The 17,245-nt window shown below is 66.2% G+C and carries 17 protein-coding genes; 5 read left to right on the forward strand and 12 right to left on the reverse strand.

The annotated features are described in order from the left end of the window. Nucleotides 1-142: 142 nt before the first annotated feature. Together PSEST_RS20400 and PSEST_RS20405 are read left to right on the forward strand one after the other, a co-directional pair. Nucleotides 143-1,564, forward strand: coding sequence for an iron-containing redox enzyme family protein (locus PSEST_RS20400; RefSeq protein WP_015278814.1), 1,422 nt, complete (start codon nt 143-145; stop codon nt 1,562-1,564). 23 nt (nt 1,565-1,587) lie between these two features. Continuing rightward, entirely contained in the window at nt 1,588-2,535 is a 948-nt protein-coding gene (locus tag PSEST_RS20405; RefSeq protein WP_015278815.1) for a methyltransferase, read from the forward strand. 102 nt (nt 2,536-2,637) lie between these two features. On the opposite strand, the gene PSEST_RS20410 is transcribed toward PSEST_RS20405, so the two are convergent. The 4 genes from PSEST_RS20410 to PSEST_RS20425 form a co-directional block, all read right to left on the reverse strand. Next, entirely contained in the window at nt 2,638-3,570 is a 933-nt protein-coding gene (locus tag PSEST_RS20410; RefSeq protein WP_015278816.1) for an AEC family transporter, read from the reverse strand. 128 nt (nt 3,571-3,698) lie between these two features. Further along, nucleotides 3,699-4,217: a hypothetical protein gene (locus tag PSEST_RS20415; RefSeq protein WP_015278817.1), complete on the reverse strand. Its 519-nt coding sequence runs from the start codon at nt 4,215-4,217 to the stop codon at nt 3,699-3,701. Nucleotides 4,218-4,278: 61 nt separating this feature from the next. Then, nucleotides 4,279-5,451 (reverse strand): zinc-dependent alcohol dehydrogenase, encoded by a 1,173-nt coding sequence (locus tag PSEST_RS20420; protein WP_015278818.1) that lies wholly within the window; start codon nt 5,449-5,451, stop codon nt 4,279-4,281. A gap of 149 nt (nt 5,452-5,600) precedes the next feature. Next, on the reverse strand, nt 5,601-6,461 hold the full coding sequence (locus PSEST_RS20425) for an NAD-dependent epimerase/dehydratase family protein (protein WP_015278819.1): 861 nt from the start codon (nt 6,459-6,461) through the stop codon (nt 5,601-5,603). Nucleotides 6,462-6,595: 134 nt separating this feature from the next. Between PSEST_RS20425 and PSEST_RS20430 the strand changes: the two genes are divergently transcribed. From PSEST_RS20430 to PSEST_RS20440, 3 genes are all read left to right on the forward strand, one after another. Further along, nucleotides 6,596-7,516 (forward strand): hydrogen peroxide-inducible genes activator, encoded by a 921-nt coding sequence (locus tag PSEST_RS20430; RefSeq protein WP_015278820.1) that lies wholly within the window; start codon nt 6,596-6,598, stop codon nt 7,514-7,516. A 4-nt stretch (nt 7,517-7,520) separates the two neighbouring features. Then, nucleotides 7,521-9,593, forward strand: coding sequence for an ATP-dependent DNA helicase RecG (gene recG / locus PSEST_RS20435; protein ID WP_015278821.1), 2,073 nt, complete (start codon nt 7,521-7,523; stop codon nt 9,591-9,593). Between the two features lie 74 nt (nt 9,594-9,667). Beyond that, a complete protein-coding gene (locus tag PSEST_RS20440) occupies nt 9,668-11,071 on the forward strand; it encodes an aminoacyl-tRNA deacylase and HDOD domain-containing protein (RefSeq protein WP_015278822.1) in 1,404 nt (467 codons plus the stop codon). A 66-nt stretch (nt 11,072-11,137) separates the two neighbouring features. Here the strand turns inward: PSEST_RS20440 and PSEST_RS20445 are convergent, their stop codons facing one another. From PSEST_RS20445 to xcpS, 8 genes are read right to left on the reverse strand one after another with little or no spacing between them, the layout of a single operon-like run. Then, the gene (locus PSEST_RS20445) at nt 11,138-11,653 is read right to left on the reverse strand and encodes a type II secretion system protein M (protein WP_041756827.1); all 516 of its coding nucleotides are present in this window, start codon (nt 11,651-11,653) and stop codon (nt 11,138-11,140) included. Next, nucleotides 11,653-12,786 (reverse strand): type II secretion system protein GspL, encoded by a 1,134-nt coding sequence (gene gspL, locus PSEST_RS20450; protein ID WP_015278824.1) that lies wholly within the window; start codon nt 12,784-12,786, stop codon nt 11,653-11,655. The genes PSEST_RS20445 and gspL overlap by 1 nt, the downstream gene beginning before the upstream one ends. 3 nt (nt 12,787-12,789) lie before the next feature. Next, on the reverse strand, nt 12,790-13,779 hold the full coding sequence (gspK, locus tag PSEST_RS20455) for a type II secretion system minor pseudopilin GspK (protein ID WP_015278825.1): 990 nt from the start codon (nt 13,777-13,779) through the stop codon (nt 12,790-12,792). Continuing rightward, nucleotides 13,776-14,489: a type II secretion system minor pseudopilin GspJ gene (gene gspJ / locus PSEST_RS20460; protein WP_015278826.1), complete on the reverse strand. Its 714-nt coding sequence runs from the start codon at nt 14,487-14,489 to the stop codon at nt 13,776-13,778. The genes gspK and gspJ overlap by 4 nt, the downstream gene beginning before the upstream one ends. Beyond that, nucleotides 14,486-14,905 (reverse strand): type II secretion system minor pseudopilin GspI, encoded by a 420-nt coding sequence (gene gspI, locus PSEST_RS20465; RefSeq protein ID WP_015278827.1) that lies wholly within the window; start codon nt 14,903-14,905, stop codon nt 14,486-14,488. Before gspI ends, gspJ begins: the two co-directional genes overlap by 4 nt. Next, nucleotides 14,902-15,471 carry a type II secretion system minor pseudopilin GspH gene (gene gspH / locus PSEST_RS20470; RefSeq protein WP_015278828.1) on the reverse strand — a complete coding sequence of 190 codons (570 nt, stop codon included), beginning with the start codon at nt 15,469-15,471 and terminating at the stop codon, nt 14,902-14,904. The genes gspI and gspH overlap by 4 nt, the downstream gene beginning before the upstream one ends. A gap of 3 nt (nt 15,472-15,474) precedes the next feature. Next, entirely contained in the window at nt 15,475-15,915 is a 441-nt protein-coding gene (gspG, locus tag PSEST_RS20475) for a type II secretion system major pseudopilin GspG (protein WP_015278829.1), read from the reverse strand. Then, nucleotides 15,915-17,129, reverse strand: a complete 1,215-nt coding sequence (gene xcpS / locus PSEST_RS20480; protein WP_015278830.1) for a GspF family T2SS innner membrane protein variant XcpS — start codon at nt 17,127-17,129, stop codon at nt 15,915-15,917. Before xcpS ends, gspG begins: the two co-directional genes overlap by 1 nt. Nucleotides 17,130-17,245: the final 116 nt, after the last annotated feature.

Raw genomic sequence — 17,245 nt, forward strand, 5'->3', positions numbered from 1 at the left:
CCCTCTCGCTTAGGAAGGGCCGGGCCGGCGGAAGTTGCAGGGTCGAGCCGGCTTTCTGGACCAATGCCGCTCGGCGGGGCAGCTGAACTAAACCCGCGACCGGGCAGCCAAAACTCCACTAGAACTGCCATAGAACAGAATCATGCAACTGACTTCTCGCAGCCTGCCGATCGCCCCTGCCCTCAATGCGCAGCCGGACCAGTCGTCCCGGGCGCTGTACTTCACCCTCGCTCGCGAAGTCGATCAGCACGCGCGCGACAGTGCGGCGGATTACCTGCGCCTGCAGCTCGAAGCTGCTGCCGCCTTGCCCTGCGACCTGCCGGAAGACCCGGCCGATCTGCACGCCTGGGTTGTTCAGCGCACCGAAACGGTTGGCCGCCAGTACCAGGCCTATCTCGATCAGCGCCGGGCCGGCGGAGCGCGTCGCTATTTCTCCAGCAAGGCCCATGCGTTGCACTTCCTCCGTGGGGTCGCGCCGACCAAGCTGGTGGATGGCGCCTGGCTCTACGGCCTGCTGCAGCGCTGGGACGATGCGCGTTTCACCGCACTGATCCAGACCTATCTGGAAGAGCTCGGCGAAGGTCTGCCGGAAAAGAATCATGTGGTGCTCTATCGCAAGTTGCTCGCCAGTCAGGGCTGCGACGACTGGCAGGAGCTGGACGATGAGCACTTCGTTCAGGGTGCCATTCAGCTGGCGCTGGCCGAGCATGCCGAGCAGTTCCTGCCGGAGGTGATCGGTTTCAACCTGGGCTACGAACAACTGCCGCTGCACCTGCTGATCACCTCCTACGAGCTGACCGAACTGGGCATCGACCCCTACTACTTCACCCTGCACGTCACCGTGGACAACGCCGACAACGGTCACGCGAAGAAGGCCGTGCAGGGCCTGCTGGACGCCTTGCCGCAAGTCGGCGACAGCGCGGAGTTCTATCGACGGGTGCGCGACGGCTACCGGCTCAACGACCTCGGCGCCAGCACTGTCTCGGTGATCGGCGACTTCGATCTGCCCCGCGAGGTGCAGCGCATCTTCGAGAAGAAGGCCGCGGTCGGTCAGTTCGTGCATTCCGACTATTGCCGCTTCGAAGGTCGCACGGTCAACCAGTGGCTGGCCGAGGACGTCGAGCAATTCCTCACCGTGCTGGACAAGCGCGGCTGGATCAAGCGCGGCCATGACCCGCAGGAAAGTCGCTTCTGGCAACTCATCGTCGGTGAACAGGCACCGATGTTCGGGGTCTTCAGCTCCTATGAGCAGCAGATGATCCATGACTGGATCGCCGCCGACTGGCAGCCAGACGGCAAGCGCAGCCCGCGCGGTGCGCTGCTGCAGCGGCAGGCACTGTTCAACAGCCGCCGCGTGCCGCAGGTGCCGAGTGCAGTGCAACCGGCTGCGGCTGCTGCCGGCAACGATTTCGACGAAGAACTGCAGCTGCTCGAGCAGCAGGTGGCGCGCCTGCCCGATCGCGCCGCACGCATGCGCCTGCTGCTGCCGCTGCTCGCTCCGCAACGCCACCACACTGCCGCCGGGCTGCTCGCCACGCGGCTGTTCAACGGACTTTTCAACTGACGGCACCATCAAGGAAAGCGACGATGACCATGGAAAACGCGCAGGACCGCGCGCTGCTGCATCTGGGCCAGGCGCTGCGCGATCGCGGCTATCACTTCATCACCCCCACGCCGCTGACCCATGAACGGGTCAATCTGCGTCCGGAAAACGCGCTCGCCGAGGACCTGCCAGGGGTGTTCGGCTGGAGCCGCCCGTTCCAGCACGAACTGCTGCCACCACCGCTGTTCAGCCTGATGGATCAGGCCGCCGTGCTGGAAGCCCACGGCTCGCGCTGGCGCTCCAAGGTGCGCCTGTCCAGCCTCGACGGTCAGCTATTCCTGCACTCGGCCTTTCCCACCGAAGCCAGCGATGCGGTGTTCTTCGGGCCGGACACCTACCGTTTCGCCAGCGCCATCCGCTGCCACCTGAATCAGCATGCCGGCGAGATCCGCCGCGTGGTGGACATCGGCTGCGGCTCGGGCGCCGGCGCGATTCTCACCGCCCTGGCGCGACCGCAAGCCGAAGTGCTGGCGGTGGATATCAACCCGCAGGCGCTGCGCCTGACCCGCATCAACGCGGCACTGGCGCGTGTGGACAACTTGCGCACCGAACACAGTGACCTGCTGAGCAACGCGCAAGGCGAGTTCGATCTGGTCCTGGCCAACCCACCCTATCTGGTCGACGCCGATCAGCGCGCCTACCGCCACGGCGGCGGCCCGCTGGGGGCTGGTCTGTCGCTGGCAATTCTCGATGCCGCGCTCGGCCGGCTGGCACCGGGCGGCACGCTGCTGCTGTACACCGGGGTCGCCATGATCGACAACCAGGACCCGTTCCTGGCCGAGGTGCGCCAGCGCCTGGAGCGTACCGACCTGCAGTGGGGCTACCGTGAAATCGACCCGGACGTATTCGGCGAGGAGCTGCTTGGCGGCGCCTATACCCAGTGCGATCGCATCGCTGCCGTGGTGCTGGAAGTGACGCGGGCGGCGAGCTGAACGTTCCCGCGTGGAACACGCTTCGCGGTTTTCACCCTGCGATCGGCCAGGCGTAGGGTAGATAACGCCGCAGGCTTATCCACGCGCAAGTGAGCGCGCTTATCAGACCGGCAATAGCACCAAGATCAGTGACAGAGTGATCAGCGAGCCCAGCGTCGAGAGCAGCACCACCCGCGACACCCGCGAGCCTTCGCGTCCATAAAATTCCGCAAGCATGTACGGCCCGGTCCCGGTCGGTAACGCGCTGAGCAGCAGCGCCGAATAGGCCCACAGGGTCGGCAGCTCGAACACCTGAAAAGCCAGATACCAGGTGATCAGCGGCTGCACCACCAGCTTCAGCCCCACCAGCGGCCACACCCCCTGTACCTTGCCTCCCGGCTGCGGCTGGGCGAGGAACAGCCCCAGCGAAACCAGCGCACAAGGCGCCGCGGCCGCACCCAGCAGCTTGAGCAGCGTCGCCAGCGGCACCGGCAATTGCAGGCCACTCGCCGCCCAGAGCGCACCGAGCAGCGGCGCAATCACCAGCGGATTGCGTACCAGTGCACTGCTTACCTTACCGAGCGTGCGCAGCAAGCCCTGCCCGGCATGCAGGCCGGTCTCGACGCAGGCCAGGGCAATGGCGAACAGCACGCAGACCACCACGATTGAGGCGACCATCGCCGGCTGCAGCGCGTCGTCGCCGAGCACCAGCATGCACAGCGGAATGCCGACATAGCCGGTGTTGGCGTAGGAGGCTCCCAGCGCATCCAGGCTGGCGTCGACCAGCGGCTGCTTCTGCAACATGCGATACGCAAGAGTGAAGGCAAATACGCCAAGGCAGCCGATGGCGAACGCGGCGATAAAGCCGGGCTGCCAGAGCTGCTCCCAGGTCGAGGTGGCGACGACGCTGAACAGCAGCGCCGGCAGGCCCAGCCAGACCACGAAACGGTTGAGTTCGGAGGCGCCGGTCGGCCCCATCCTGCCGCTACGGCGGCACAGGTAACCGAGCAGGATCAGCGCAAAGACGGGCAGGACGACATTGACGACCGAAGACATGGACTCTCATCTGCAAACTGGCGGCGCGGCACTAGGCCTGGACCAAAACGGCCGGCCACCATAGCAAATGCGGCGGATCGTCGCGCACAGAGTCGACCAGGCTGTGCCCGGCCGACCCGGACTTCAGCTCAATGAAGCGATGGCGAATAGCCGTTGGGTTCGGCTCGTGCGGCAGCGAACTCGGCTTCGACGCTGCCACGAACCTGCGCAGTGCCACCGGGAAAACCGCTGCGGTCGCTGTAGTCCCATTCGACTGCCGGAACCCGCTCGGCATCCAGTGCCTTGGCGCAGCTCAGGTCTAGCGCGGTAATACCGGCTACCGCACCGGCGGCGATGGCCGCATTGGCTGGCTCGTGGCCGTGCTCGATGCTCCAGCCGAGACCGGCCAGGTCCAGGGCATCGCCGCCGATACGGCCGTAGATCCAGGGCTTGGGATCATCCGCCAGCAGGATGCCGACCCCAGTGGCGATCTCGCGCAGCCCGCAGGCGCGGACCAGTCCGTCGCTGCCGGGCATGCCGATAAAGCGTGCGACCTGCCGCGGCGCCACCAGCTGGACGACGCCCAGACCGATGCTGAACCAGCCCAATCCACGCGCCAGCGTGCGCGCGGAATGATTGGGCCGGGTGACTTGACGTGGAATGCTCATAAAGACTCCTCGCTCGATAGCTTGGCTCGGCCAATCCCTACTTTAGGGATCGGCGACCGGTTCATGGCTTGAGGACCACCTTGATGCAGCCGTCATGCTTGTCGCGGAAGGTCTTGTACATCTCCGGACCCTGCTCGAGGCTGACGCTGTGGGTGATGACGAAGCTCGGATCGATCTCGCCTTCCTGGATCCGCCTGAGCAGGTCATCGGTCCAGCGGTTGACGTGGGTCTGGCCCATGCGGAAGGTCAGGCCCTTGTTCATCGCCGCGCCAAACGGGATCTTGTCGATCAGCCCGCCGTAGACGCCGGGAATCGAGATGATGCCGGCCGGGCGGCAGACGTAGATCATCTCGCGCAGCACGTGCGGCCGATCGCTCTCGAGCATCAGCGCCTGCTTGGCGCGGTCGTACATCGAATCGATCGAGCGGGCCGCGTGCGCCTCCATGCCCACCGAGTCGATGCACTTCTCCGGCCCCTTGCCACGGGTCAGTTCCTTGAGCCGCTCGAGTACGCTCTCTTCATCGAAGTTGATGGTGATGGCGCCGCCAGCGCGGGCCATCGACAGCCGCTCGGGCACGTTGTCGATGCAGATGACCTGCTCGGCGCCCATCATCACCGCGCTGCGGATGGCGAACTGGCCAACCGGCCCTGCGCCCCATATCGCCACCGTGTCGGTGGGCTGGATGTCGCATTGCGCCGCGGCCTGCCAGCCGGTGGGCAGAATGTCGCCGAGGAACAGCACCTGCTCATCGGTCAGGCCATTGGGAATCACCACCGGCCCGACATCGGCATAGGGCACGCGCACGTACTCGGCCTGGCCGCCGGCATAGCCGCCGGTGAGGTGGGTGTAGCCGTAAAGACCAGCCGTGGTGTGGCCGAACACCTTGTCGGCGATGTCCTTGTTGCGATTGGTGCGCTCGCACACCGAGAAGTTGCCGCGCCGGCACTGGTCGCACTCGCCGCAGACGATGGTGAAGGGCACCACCACGCGGTCGCCGACCTTGAGCTTCTTGTTCGCCGAGCCGACCTCCATCACCTCGCCCATGAACTCGTGGCCCATGATGTCGCCATGCTGCATGCCGGGCATGAAGCCGTCGTAGAGGTGTAGGTCGGAGCCGCAGATGGCGCAGGACGACACCTTGATGATGGCGTCGCGCGGGTCTTCGATGGAGGGATCGGGGACGTGGTTGTCGCAACGGATGTCGTGCTTGCCGTGCCAGCGGAGGGCTCTCATGGACAATCTCCTGGTCGGGTTTCGGAAACGCCGTCTCGGTGATTCTCCTTTGCTGCCTCGCTGTAGCTCCTCTGTGGCCGGTGCGGCGTGCTGTCAGGGATTTAGTAAGCAGCGCCGCAGCAGAGTTGCCCGTTTACCGACGGGCTGCACTAATGCCGATTGCGACCCAGCGAGGCGTAGCCGTCGCGATAGCTGGGAAACCTGGGTTTCCAGCCCAGCGCACGGGCGCGGGCATTGCTGCAGCGCTTGCTGCCGGCGCGGCGAGTCATGCTCTGCTCGGCCCAGTGGGTGATACCCAGCTGTTCGCGCAGCCAGTCGACGACTTCGTGCAGCGGCGCCGGATCGTCGTCGACCCCGAGGTAGCAGGATTCGAGCGCAACGCCGCTGGCGTCGGCCTGCAGCAGAAAGGCCAGCAGCGCGGCGGCATCGTCGCGATGAATGCGGTTGCTGTACTGCGGCGGATCACGCTCGACGCGCAAGCCGGCACGCACCTGGTTCTGCAGCCAGGGCCGCGTTGGGTCGTAGAGGCCACCCATGCGCACACAGGTGGCCGGTACGCCACAGCCCAGGGCGAGCTGTTCGGCCTCGAGCATCACCTTTCCGGTGAAGCCGCCGGGCTCGGTGGCCGAGGCCTCGTCGATCCATTCGCCGTCGCGCTGGGCGTACACGCCGGTGCTGGAGACGAACAGCACGCGTCGAGGCTGCTGACCATGCTGCTGCAGCCAGCCGAGTACATTGCGCAATCCTTCGACATAGGCCTGGCGGTAGCCAGCCTCATCATGCTCGGTGGCAGAGGCGGCATAGACCAGATAGTCCAGTCCGCCGTTGGGCCAGCTGCGCGGACAGGCCGCATCGGCAAGGTCACCCTTGATCGGCAGGATCGGCACCGGCAGCTCGGCGGCGTTGCGCCGCAGGCCATAGACGGTCCAGCCGGCACGACTCATTTGCAGGCCGAGACGACTGCCAAGGTCGCCGCAACCTGCGATCAATACGCTCAGGCGCTTGCCCATGTTCTGCTCCCTAAGTTGCACCCGCTACGCAGGCCGTATGTGCTGGAGTGTACCGACTTTCACACCACGGCCGACTGGTTGGTTCTGCGCTGCGCAAAAGGCTATGCTTGCAGGCACTTTGATGGATGCTGACTATGACTCTGACCGAACTGCGCTACATCGTCACGCTTGCCCAGGAACAGCACTTCGGCCGTGCCGCCGAACGCTGTCATGTCAGCCAGCCGACCCTCTCGGTCGGCGTGAAAAAGCTCGAGGACGAGCTCGGCGTACTGATCTTCGAACGCACCAAGAGCGCGGTGCGCCTGACCCCGGTCGGCGAAGGCATCGTGACCCAGGCGCAGAAGGTGCTGGAGCAGGCGCAGAGCATCCGCGAGCTGGCCCAGGTCGGCAAGAATCAGCTCGCCGCACCACTCAAGGTCGGCGCCATCTACACCGTCGGCCCTTACATGTTCCCGCACCTGATTCCGCAGCTGCATCGCGTGGCGCCGGACATGCCGCTGTACATCGAAGAGAACTTCACCCACATCCTGCGCGACAAGCTGCGCACCGGCGAGCTGGACGCGATCATCGTCGCGCTGCCGTTCCAGGAAGCCGACGTGCTGACCAAGCCACTCTACGACGAGCCCTTCTACGTGCTGATGCCGGCCGACCATCCGTGGACTGCCAAGGAAACCATCGACGCCGAGATGCTCAACGACAAGAGCCTGCTGCTGCTCGGCGAAGGCCACTGCTTCCGCGATCAGGTGCTCGAAGCCTGCCCGACCACCCGCAAGGGCGAAGCACCGAGCCACACCACGGTCGAATCCAGCTCGCTGGAAACCATCCGCCACATGGTCGCCTCGGGGCTGGGCGTATCGATCCTGCCGCTGTCGGCGGTGGAGAGCCACCACTACTCCCCCGGCGTGCTGGAAATCCGCCCGCTGACGCCGCCGGTACCGTTCCGTACCGTGGCGATCGCCTGGCGCGCCAGCTTCCCGCGGCCGAAGGCCATCGAAATCCTCGCCGACTCGATTCGCCTGTGCTCGGTAGGCAAACCGACGGCGGCGAAATCCTGAGGCCATGAGCGAACTGGCGACCGTTCCGGTCACCGCACTCAAGGGCGTCGGCGCCGCACTGGCCGAGAAGCTCGCTAGGGTCGGCCTGGAAACCCTGCAGGACGTGCTCTTCCACCTGCCGCTGCGCTACCAGGACCGCACCCGCGTGGTGCCGATTGGTGCACTGCGACCGGGGCAGGACGCGGTGATCGAAGGCGTCGTATCCGGCGCCGATATCGTCATGGGCCGCCGCCGCAGCCTGCTGGTGCGCCTGCAGGATGGCAGCGGCACCCTCAGCCTGCGCTTCTACCACTTCAGCCAGGCGCAGAAGGAAGCCATGAAGCGCGGCACCCAGCTGCGCTGCTACGGCGAGGCGCGTCCCGGGGCCTCGGGGCTGGAGATCTACCACCCGGAATACCGCGCGCTGACCGGCGAGCCGGCGCCGGTGGAACAGACCCTGACGCCGATCTACCCGACCACCGAAGGCCTGACCCAGCAGCGCCTGCGCAACCTCAGCGAGCAGGCGCTGGCGCGGCTCGGGCCGCACAGCCTGCCGGACTGGCTGCCCGCCGAGCTGGCGCGCGACTACCAGCTCGGTCCGCTGGATCAGGCGCTGCGCTATCTGCACCGGCCGCCGGCCGACGCCAATCTGGAAGAACTCGCCGAAGGCCGGCACTGGGCGCAGCATCGCCTGGCATTCGAGGAGTTGCTGACCCATCAGTTGTCGCTGCAGCGCCTGCGCGAGCGGGTACGCGCCCAGCAGGCGCCCGCGCTGCCGCCGGCGAAAACCCTGCCGCAGCAATTTCTCGCCAACCTCGGCTTTGCCCCAACCGGTGCGCAGCAGCGCGTCGGCGCCGAGATCGCCTATGACCTGGCCCAGGACGAGCCCATGCTGCGCCTGGTGCAGGGCGACGTGGGCGCCGGCAAGACGGTGGTCGCCGCCCTTGCGGCGCTGCAGGCGCTGGAAGCCGGCTACCAGGTCGCGCTGATGGCGCCGACCGAGATCCTCGCCGAGCAGCACTTTCTCAACTTCAGCAAGTGGCTCGAACCGCTCGGCATCGAGGTTGCCTGGCTCGCCGGCAAGCTCAAGGGCAAGGCGCGCGCCGCATCGCTGGAGCAGATCGCTGGCGGCTGCCCGATGGTGGTCGGCACCCACGCGCTGTTTCAGGACGAGGTGGTGTTCAAGCGCCTGGCGCTGGTGATCATCGACGAGCAGCACCGCTTCGGCGTGCAGCAGCGCCTGGCGCTGCGGCAGAAAGGCATCGACGGTCGACTCTGCCCGCATCAGCTGATCATGACTGCCACGCCGATCCCGCGCACCCTGGCGATGAGCGCCTACGCCGATCTCGATACCTCGATCCTCGACGAGCTGCCACCGGGACGCACCCCGGTGAACACCCTGGTGATCGCCGACAGCCGCCGCCTGGAAGTGATCGAGCGGGTACGCATCGCCTGCAACGAGGGGCGCCAGGCCTACTGGGTGTGCACGTTGATCGAGGAATCCGAGGAACTGACCTGCCAGGCCGCGGAAACCACGTTCGAGGACCTCTCCGCGGCGCTGGTCGGCTTGCGCGTCGGGCTGATCCACGGGCGCATGAAGCCGGTCGAGAAAGCCGCGGTGATGGAGCAGTTCAAGCGCGGCGAATTGCAGCTGCTGGTCGCCACCACCGTCATCGAGGTGGGCGTGGACGTGCCCAATGCCAGCCTGATGATCATCGAGAACCCGGAACGTCTGGGCCTGGCGCAGCTGCACCAGCTGCGCGGACGGGTCGGCCGTGGCAGCGCGGCAAGTCATTGCGTGCTGCTGTACCATCCGCCGCTGTCGCAACTGGGCCGCGAGCGGCTGGCGATCATGCGCGAGACCTGCGACGGCTTCCTGATTGCCGAAAAGGACCTGGAACTGCGCGGCCCCGGCGAGATGCTCGGCACCCGTCAGACCGGTCTCTTGCAATTCAAGGTCGCCGACCTGATGCGCGACGCCGAGCTGCTGCCGGCGGTGCGCGACGCCGCGCAGGAACTGCTGGCGCGCTGGCCGCAACATGTCAGCCCGCTGCTCGAACGCTGGCTGCGTCATGGCCAGGAATACGGCCAGGTCTGACAACCATCCGTCGCCGCAACGCCCGCGCCCGGCGGCTTCGCTATACTCGGCAGGTCACCACAACAGGTCCGCTCATGAATACTGCTGTCGACACCGAAAGCTGCTCCGAACTGCCCCTGCTGATCACCAAGCTGTTGAAAGACCTCGGTGTGAGTTACCAGATTCAGCGCGATCGCCCCAATTTCCCGGCCGCACAACGGGTCCAGGCGGTGCTGCTGGACGACAGCATCGGCGCCATGCTGGTGCTCTTCCCGCAGGATCATCTGCTCGACCTGGCGCGATTGGCCGAACTCACCGGTCGCGAACTGGCTGCAGTGAAACCAGAACGACTGGCGCGCATGCTCGCCAAGCACGAGCTGACTCGACTGCCCGGCCTGCCGCCATTGACCAGTTCGCCCTGCCTGTACGAAGAGCAGCTGCTGCAGCAACCGCGCCTGCTGGTGGAATCCGGCCAGCCGGGGCTGTTGGTGGAAGTCGCCGGTGGCGAGTTCAAGCGCATGCTGAGCAAAGCCACGGCAGGCAGCTTCGCCGTGCCGCTGAACAATATCCGGCCCAATCTGAACCGCCCGAACGATGACCGTGCGGAAATTACCCAGGCGGTGCAGAGCTTCACCGCGCGGCGCATACAGAAGCGCCTGGAAGAAACCATCGAAATCCCGCCGCTGCCGCACACAGCGCAGAAGATCATCAAGCTGCGGGTCAACCCCGAAGCCACGGTCGACGACATCACCGGTGTGGTGGAAACCGATCCCGCCCTGGCCGCACAGGTGATCAGCTGGGCAGCTTCGCCGTACTACGCGGCGCCCGGGCGTATCCGCTCGGTAGAGGACGCCATCGTCCGCGTGCTGGGCTTCGATCTGGTGATCAACCTCGCCCTCGGTCTGGCACTGGGCAAAACCATCAGCCTGCCAAACGACAAACCACAGGACGCCACGCCCTACTGGCAGCAGGCGATCTATACCGCGGCGGTGATCGAGGGGCTGACCCGCGCGATTCCCCGTGAACAGCGCCCGGAGCCCGGCCTGAGCTACCTCGCCGGCCTGCTGCACAACTTCGGCTATCTGGTGCTGGCGCACGTCTTTCCGCCGCATTTCTCGCTGATCTGTCGGCATCTGGAAGCCAACCCGCACCTGTCGCACAGCCATGTCGAGCAGCATCTGCTGGGCATCACCCGTGAGCAGATCGGTGCCTGGCTGATGCGTCTTTGGGGCATGCCCGAGGAACTGGCCGCCGCCCTGCGCTTCCAGAACGACCCGAGCTACGACGGCGAGGATGCGGCCTATCCAAACCTGGTCTGCCTGGCGGTGCGCATGCTGCGCAACCGCGGTATCGGCAGCGGGCCGGATGCCGAAGTACCGCAGGAACTGTTCGATCGCCTGGGTATTACCCGCGAAAAAGCCAACGATGCCGTGGCCAAGGTGCTTGCCGCCGAAGCTGCGCTACGTGCGCTGGCGATGCAGTTCAATACGCCACACTGACGACCGATGCCGTCGGGTCTGCGCCAAAGGCTGCAGGCCCGACGAAAGCTCCGGATTCAGGCACCCTCAAGTGCTGGCGCGAAAGCTCACCCGCGCATTCACCAACCCTTCTCCGGCGCGTTCCAGGCTGACTTCGGTAACGCTCACGCCCTGGCCCTGCAGCGCGTCGAACCAGCGCAGCAGCAGCGCATAAGAGGCACCTGGAAGGCTCACCTGCAGGCTACCGTCGCTGCCGTTGTCGAAACTCTCGATCGACAGATTGCCCTGCTGCGCGCTTTCGGTGATCACGCCCTGCAGCTGCTCCGGCGCCAATTCGACCTGATTGCTGCGCTCCATCTGCCGCGCCAGTTCGGTGTTCTGCTCCATGTAAGCGTGCAGCTCGCGCTGCGCCTGGTAGTACTCGCGAGCGTCGGCGGCCTGGCGCTGGGCCGGCAGCCACAGCCAGAGGTAGAACAGCACCGCGAGCAGAAAGGCGCCAAGCAGGCTCAGCGAGGTGCGCTCGCGTGGGGCCAGCCGTTGCCAGCGCTGCCACAGTGGTGAATCGGCGAGGCGCACGGCCAGTTGTTGCTTGAGATTCATCATCAGCCTCCGATCACCACGCGCGCACTGACGCCGTCGCCTTCACGACTGGCCGAGCCCAGCTGCACGCTCTGCCCCGCTTCACCCAGACGCCGGCGCAGGGTTTCCAGCGTGGCAAAGTCCATCGCCTGTACCTGCAGCGCCAGATCACCGCGATCCTGGTTGTAGTCGAGCTGGCCGATGGTCACCGGAATGCCATCTTCCAGCGCTGCGGCAGCATGGTCGAGCAGACGCAGGAAGCCCGCCTGACCACCGCTGCCACGGGCGAGGTGATCGTCGAACTGCGCGCGCATGTTGACGATGCGAATGTCCTCGGGGAACAGCTCGCGGTACAGCGCCAGGCTGGCGTCGGCATAGGCATCGCCCTGACGCTGGAAATACCAGGCCTGGCTCAGGTTGAAACCCAGCTGCACCAGCAGAATCAGCCCGGCGACCGCAAACAGTGGTTTCCAGTAACCGAGGCCGGTGTTGCCGACCTCCACGGCGAAGTCGCCCTGGGCAAGGTTGATCGCCGCCGCGCGCTGGCTGACTAGAAAGGCGTAGGGGTCCTCCACCTGTCGATAACCCTCCACCACTGCCGGCGCTTCGGCCGCATCGCCCTGCGCATGCCAGGGCACCGGGCAAAAGGCGGAGAGCTGTGGCCAGTCTTCGCTGGCGAAGGCCATTCGCGTTTCACCGATGCCACCAAGCAGGCCACGCTCGCCGACGAACAGTAGCTGCGTGTCCTCGCGCGGCAGCAGGTCGGCATCGACATGGATCGCCACGATCAGCAGACCCAGCTCACGAAGCTGCTCCAGCCAGCCGGCCAGCAGCTGGCGACGGATCGCCACGACGCGCTGGCGGCCATCGGGCAGCGTTTCGCCCAACGCCAGGTGCAGATCATCGACGTTTTCGGCGAGCAGCTCCTCGGCGGCGTAGGCCAGCGCCTGCTGCATCCAGCGCGCCTTGCGGGTCGGCAAGCTGATCGCGAAGAAGCTGCAGACTTCGGCCGGCAGAATCAGGCTGATCGCGCCGCTGCCACCGCCGCAGTCGGCCAGGGGCTGCCAGCGGCCAGGGCCGTCCTTGGGCAGCCAATAGACACGCGTAGCGCCATCGAGCCTGGCAGGGCTGTCGGCAGGCAGAAAAAGGCAATCCATGATCTAGCGTTCTCCATCGGATGAGCGGGCTAACCGGGCAGGCTGGCCAAGATTTCGCGCGAGCACGCGCACGCTGCCGTCCTGCTCGCGTTGCAACAGGCTGACCAGCGCCAGCCGGCGATCGCCCAGGCGCACTTCGCTGGTGGCCTGGAAGAATTGACTGCCAACCGCCAGCGCAGTGCCCTGCAGCGTAGTGCCGGCCATGGCCGGCTGCGCGAGGAAGGCCGCGCTGTTGCGAAACGGTGCGACGCGGCGCAGCTCCACCAGCGACTCGGCCGCACCGAGGCTGAGGTTGTCGCTCAGGCTGGAGAGCACCATCGCGCTGGCCGTGTTCACGTTCAGCGGCACGTTGGGCGGCAATGCGGCGACATAGGGCGCCAGCCGCTGGAAATCCTCTTCGCGCATGTCCAGCAGCAGGCGCAGCTCGGACAAATCATGCAGCCGACGCCCGGCATTGCGGTACGGCGGGTCCAGCGCGAGATAGGCGTTGTCTTCGGCGCCGAATTCGCCACTCGGCTGCTGGTCGGGATCGAGCCAGTCGACCAAGCGCTCGGCGTAGGGCGCGCTGATCTGCAGGCGCAGCAAGAGGCGGCGAAACTGCTCGACCGCTGCAGTATTGGGCTGCTGGTCGCGGAGCAGGTCGTTGAGATTGAAGCGCCCGGCCAGATCCTCGATACGCACCAGGATTTCGCCCTGATCGATCTCGAACGCCGGCAGCGGCTGCGCCCAGGGTTCGAGCAGATGATCGACCGCCGCGGCCTCACCACTGGCGCCCGGCTCGCCAGTCGCGCCGGTCCGCAGATCGCGAGCGAGGATGGCCTGCGCCAGCGCCTCGCCGCCCAGCGCGTAATGCCAGGCCTGGCGCGCCTGAAGCTGGTTGCTGCTGGCACGGATGCTGAGCTGCTGACGCGCGACCATCGCCGCGCTGACCACGGTGACGATGGCCACCACCAGCAGCACGGTAATCAGGGCCACGCCGCGCTGACGCTTCATTGCGGCAGCTCCCCTTCGAACGGCTCGGGCACGCCTTCGGCGCCGGGCAATGCCTGCTGCGTCGTCTGCTCGGCGGCATCCGGCAGCCGCAGCACGCGCGTAACTCGGCCGTAGCGGGCATGTTCGATGCTCAGTTCCAGCCCGACCGGCAAGCGCTCGGCAGCGTCTTCCGGGCTGCCGCGACCGAAATCGAATGGCGGCCATTCCTCGTGCCACACGGCTTCCTCGTCCAGATAGCGCAACTGCAGGCCCTGCACGTTCTCCAGCACCCGCTGCACCCGCGGCTCGCTGTCGAGATCGCGGTCGAGCACCACCCAGTAGACACGTTCGAGATTCTGCCCGGCCAGCCGCCAGCGCACCCGCTGCAGATTGGCGCGGCGCAGTCCGGTGGGGTTGCGCCAGCCGGCACGGGTCAATTCCAGCACCGGCGCGCCGTCGTCGCCGCCGAGCTGGCCGATAAAGGCATTGCGCTCGTCGCCGAAGCCGTCGCGAATCGGCCGTCCGACTACCTGTTGCAGGTCGCGCTCGAAGGCCCACACCGCACGGCTGAGCTCCCGCAGTTGCAGCTCCTGCGCGCGCACGGCCTCGTCGCTTTGCAACACCGCTTCGAGCATGCGGTAGGTACCCAGGCCAAGCAGCGCGAACAGGGCGATGGCAATCAGCAGCTCGAGCAGGGTAAAACCGGCGCTGGTGCGCGCGTGGGCGTTCATTGGCGCGCCACTCCCGGGCCAACCGCAATGAAGCCGGTGAGGCTGGTCACCGCACGCTCTGATAAGGGGCCGCTGCGCGCGCGCGGCGTCTGCAGCGCGACCCAGACGGTGACGCGCAGCAGGCCAGGGTCGGCGCTGGCCTCGATTTCGCTGAGCGTTTGCCACTTGCGGCTGCCGTAATCCAGCTCCTGGGTTTCGCGGCCGATGGCAGGCGGCGTCTGCTGCAATTGCAGTTCGCTGATGCGGTTGTCGGCGATCCAGCCCGCCAGGGTCAGTTCTTCCAAACGCCCTGCGTTAGTCAGACTTCGTCCGGCAGCGGTAAGCACCACCGCCGACACGCTGGCGAAGATGGCCAATGCCACTAGCACTTCGAGCAGGGTGAAGCCACGGCCGACCCTGGCCAAGTGTCTGCTCATCGCTTGTCCTCGATGACTTGCGCCTCAGGCAGACGAAAACCGTCGCTGGCGATAAGCCAGGCACCGCCGCGCGGCTTGCGTTCGGACAACCGCAGGCTGAACGGCGATAGCTCGCCGCTGGAAAGGATCAATAGTTGCGGTTCCAGTCGCGGTGCCCGCCGTGCCGTGCGCTCATCATCGCGGGACAGCCCGGCGCGGTCGTCTTCGCGCTGGGTCGGGGCCAGTAGTTCCAGCGGCGTGCCGTCCAGTTCCAGATCCAGGCGCATCCACTCCGGCACCTTGTGCACCTTGCGTCGCTCGACTTCCAGCCAGCGTGTGGCCGCCTCGTCGTAGCGCAGTACGCGATAGCCCTCGCTGTTGACCAGCAGGCCGTATTCGCGACTGTCGAGCACTGCCTCATCGCTGAGCACGCCGATCAGCGCCGCCAGGCGCCGCGCCTCGTCACGCAGCTCGCGCGAGGTGCTCGAACCGCCGACGCTGAGCACCGCCACGCTGACCAGAATGCCCAGCAGGACGATGACCACCAGCAGCTCGATCAGCGTGAAAGCGCGGGCGCGCTGCCACATCGATTACAGGTCCCAGTTACCGATATCGGCGTTGAGGTCGCTGCCGCCGGGCTTGCCGTCGGCGCCGAAGGAGTACAGGTCGAACTGGCCCTGGGTACCTGGCGACAGGTATTGGTAGTCGTTACCCCATGGGTCCTTGGGCAGGCGCTTGAGGTAGCCGTCGCGGTTCCAGTTCTTCGGTTGCGGATTGCCGGAAGGCTTTTTCACCAGCGCATCCAGGCCCTGCTGGGTGCTGGGGTAGGTGAAGTTGTCCAGCTTGTACATATCCAGCGCGGCGCCGATGGCCTTGATGTCGCCTTTGGCCACGGTGACCTTGGCCTGATCCGGCCGGCTCATCACCTGCGGCACCACCAGCGCGGCAAGGATGCCGAGGATGACCACCACCACCATGATTTCGATGAGGGTGAAGCCCCCTTGCGTGCGTCGTTGCAACTTCATTGTCATTACCCCACCAGTTGGTTGAGAGAGAGGATCGGCATCAGGATCGCCAGCACGATGACCAGCACCACAGCCCCCATGAACACCAGCATGAACGGTTCGAACAGACCGACCAGCAAAGACACCTGGGCAGCGAGGTCGTTCTCCTGATTGCGTGCGGTTCGCGCCAGCATCTGATCCAGTTCACCGGATTTCTCGCCGCTGGCGATCATGTGCAGCATCATCGGCGGAAATTCGCCGGTGGCGTCGAGTGCGCGGGTCAGGCTGCTGCCCTCGCGCACCTTCTGCGCGGCCTCGACCACCCGTTCGCGGATGCGCAGGTTAGCGATCACCGCAGCAGCGATGGACAACGCCTCCACCAGCGGCACGCCGCTCTTGGTCAGGATCGCCAGGGTCGAGGCGAAGCGCGCGGTGTTGGTCGCCCGGCTCAGCCGACCGATCAGCGGTATCCGCAGGATGAACGCGTGCCAACGCAGGCGCAGCGCCGGATCGCGCAATGCCGCACGCATGGCCAGCACGCCGGCGATGATGCCGAGCACGATCAGCCAGCCCCAGTTCTTCACCACGTCACTGGTGGCGATCAAACCGCGGGTCAGCGCCGGCAGCTCCTGGCCGGTGTTGACGAAGACCTTGACCACGTCCGGCACCACGTAGCCCAGCAGCAGCACGACGATGGCCAGCGAGGCGACCATCAGGATCACCGGATAGAGCAGCGCCAGCTGAATTTTCTGCCGCGACTGCTGACGCTGGTCGGTGTAGTCGGCCAGCTGGTCGAGCACCAGCCCAAGATGGCCGGCATGCTCACCGGCCGCCACCGTAGCGCGGTAGAGCTCGGGAAATGCCGATGGATATTCGCGCAGCGCGGCGGCCAGGCTGTGGCCTTCCATCACCCGCGCGCGCACCGCCAGCAGCATCGATTTGATCTTCGCCGAGGTGGACTGTGCCGCTGCCGCGCGCAGGGCTTCCTCGATCGGCAGCGCGGCCTGCACCAGCGTCGCCAGCTGGCGGGTGACCAAGGCCAGATCGCGCGCCGACAGGCCACGACCGAAGCTGAAACCGCCGCGGCTGACGTCTTCCTTGGACTTGGCCTGCTTCACCTCCAGCGGTGCCCACTGCTTCTCGCGCAGCAGCTGGCGCGCCTGACGCGGGCTGTCGGCCTCGATCAGACCTTTCTGCTCACGGCCGCGGGGGTCGAGGGCAAGGTATTCGAAGGCAGCCATCAGGCGGTCTCCAACACAGGCGATTCGCGGTCACGGCCGCTTCCACCTGGGCTGCTTGGGTGCATGGAAGTGGCCCTGGCCGCGAATGGCGCCATGACACACCACCTGCCGCACCG

The organism is Stutzerimonas stutzeri RCH2 (assembly GCF_000327065.1).
Lineage (GTDB): Bacteria > Pseudomonadota > Gammaproteobacteria > Pseudomonadales > Pseudomonadaceae > Stutzerimonas > Stutzerimonas stutzeri_AE.